This window comes from Dietzia sp. UBA5065 (assembly GCA_002415925.1).
GTDB lineage: Bacteria > Actinomycetota > Actinomycetes > Mycobacteriales > Mycobacteriaceae > Dietzia.
In genome coordinates, this window is the sequence record DIAZ01000085.1 from 9,178 (window position 1) to 11,131 (window position 1,954).

At 75.2% G+C, this 1,954-nt stretch carries 1 protein-coding gene and 1 pseudogene; both read left to right on the forward strand.

Annotated features, from left to right (window positions below; translation table 11 throughout):
• The first annotated feature begins 41 nt into the window (after positions 1 to 41).
• A complete protein-coding gene (locus B4M60_RS06445; protein WP_291081389.1) occupies positions 42 to 1,667 on the forward strand; it encodes a GMC oxidoreductase in 1,626 nt (541 codons plus the stop codon).
• A pseudogene (locus tag B4M60_RS06450) lies at positions 1,664 to 1,954 on the forward strand (hypothetical protein); the annotation flags it as partial. The gene B4M60_RS06445 and the pseudogene B4M60_RS06450, both read left to right, overlap by 4 nt.

Here is a 1,954-nt window from a genome sequence, read left to right on the forward strand (position 1 = left end):
CCTCCCGGGTCGCCCGGCCGCGCGCGTCCTAAGCTTCGTCCATGACCACCAGCCCCCAGTCGGCGAGCGATCCCGACGTCCTCGTGATCGGCAGCGGGTTCGGCGGCGCGGTGTCCGCACTCCGGCTGGCCGAGCAGGGGCGCCGGGTCCTGGTGCTGGAGCAGGGGCGTCGTCACTCCCCGGACGACCTCCTGGCGGCCCGCACCGACCCACGCAAATACCTGTGGATGCCCGAACTCGGGCTCAGGGGCTTCTTCTGGCAGCGGGTGCTCAGGCACGTGGGCATCATCGGCGGCGCGGGCGTGGGCGGCGGCAGCATCGTCTGGGCCGGGGTGCTGCTGGAGCCCAAGGACGAGTTCTTCACCGACCCCGCCTGGCCCGCGACGCCCGCCGGTTGGCGCGCCGAACTCGCCGAGCACTACCGCACCGCCGCGCGCATGCTCGGCCGCGAGACCACCCGCTTCGTCGGCGAGATGGACCGCCACCTTGAGGCCACCGCGCACGCGATGGGCGCCGGCCAGACGTACGGTCCGACGCCGATGGCCATCTGGTTCGGCGCACCCGGCGAGGAGGGGGTCACCGTGCCGGACCCGTTCTTCGACGGCGAGGGGCCCGACCGCACCGGGTGCCGCCTCTGCGGGGCGTGCCTCATCGGCTGCCCCTACGGCAGCAAGAACGCCCTGGACCTCAACTACCTGTGGCTGGCGGAGAAGCGCGGGGTCGAGGTGCGCCCCGAGACGCGCGTGGACACGATCGCCGAGCTCCCGGGCGGCGGCTACGCGGTCCGGACCGGCGGCGGCCAGACCATCCGCGCCGCCGAGGTGGTGCTGGCCGCGGGCGTCCTGGGCACGGTGGAGCTGCTGTTCCGCTCCCGCGACCTCGGCCTGCTCCCCCGCGTCTCGCGGCGGCTCGGCGAGGGCGTGCGCACCAACTCGGAGGCCATCACCGCGGTCCTGGCCCACGACCCCGCCGCCGACCTCACCCGCGGCCCCACCATCTCCAGCGAGTTCTACCCGGACCCCGCCACGCACGTCACGCAGAACCGGTACGTCGGCGGGTGGCACATGCGGTTCCAGCTGGGCCCCCTCGTCGACGGCGAGGACCCCGCCGCGCGCCGACGGGCCGCGCTGGCCCGCCTCGCGCGGGCGCCGTGGCAGCAGGTGCGCCTGATGACCGCCCGCAACTTCATCGAGCGCCTGAGCGTCTTCACGGTGATGCAGAACGTGGAGAACGAGATCCGCCTGGTCTTCGACCGCTCGCCGGTGCGCCCGTGGCGGCGGGTGCTGCGCTCGCAGGCCGCCGCGGGCGCGCAGGCCCCGAGCTACCTGCCGCAGGCCAACGAGGTCGCGCGGCGGTTCGCCGAGTCGGTGGGCGGGCGGCCGCTCAACCTGCTGCTGGAGACGGTGGGCGGCAAGTCCATCACCGCGCACGTGCTGGGCGGCGCGGCCATCGGCGCGGACGGCTCGCAGGGCGTGATCGACACCGACCACCAGGTCTTCGGCCATCCCGGCCTGTACGTGGTGGACGGCTCGGCCATCCCGGCCAACGTCGGCGTCAACCCGAGCCTGACCATCACGGCGATGGCCGAACGGTTTGCCGCCCGCTACCGCGCCCGCCGCGCCGCCGCGTCCTCACCCACGCCCACCACGACGATCGGAACCCCATGACAGAGCCCTCCCCCGCCGGGCCCACCCCGACCGGGCCCCTCCCCACCTCACTCAGCGCGCTGCGGGCACAGTTCACCCGGGCGACGCCGGCCGCGACCCCGCCCGCGCCCGGCGACTACCGCATCTCCTTCGTCGGCCCGGCCGCGCTGAGGGTCGCGGCGCCGCGGGCGATCGCGCTCGGCGGCATGCCGGGCTGGCAGGGCAAGCGCTTCGGCGCCGACGGCACCGCGGTCAACCTGCTCGACGACGGCCACGGCGCCTCCCGCGAGGCGCTGCCGATGCGGGTG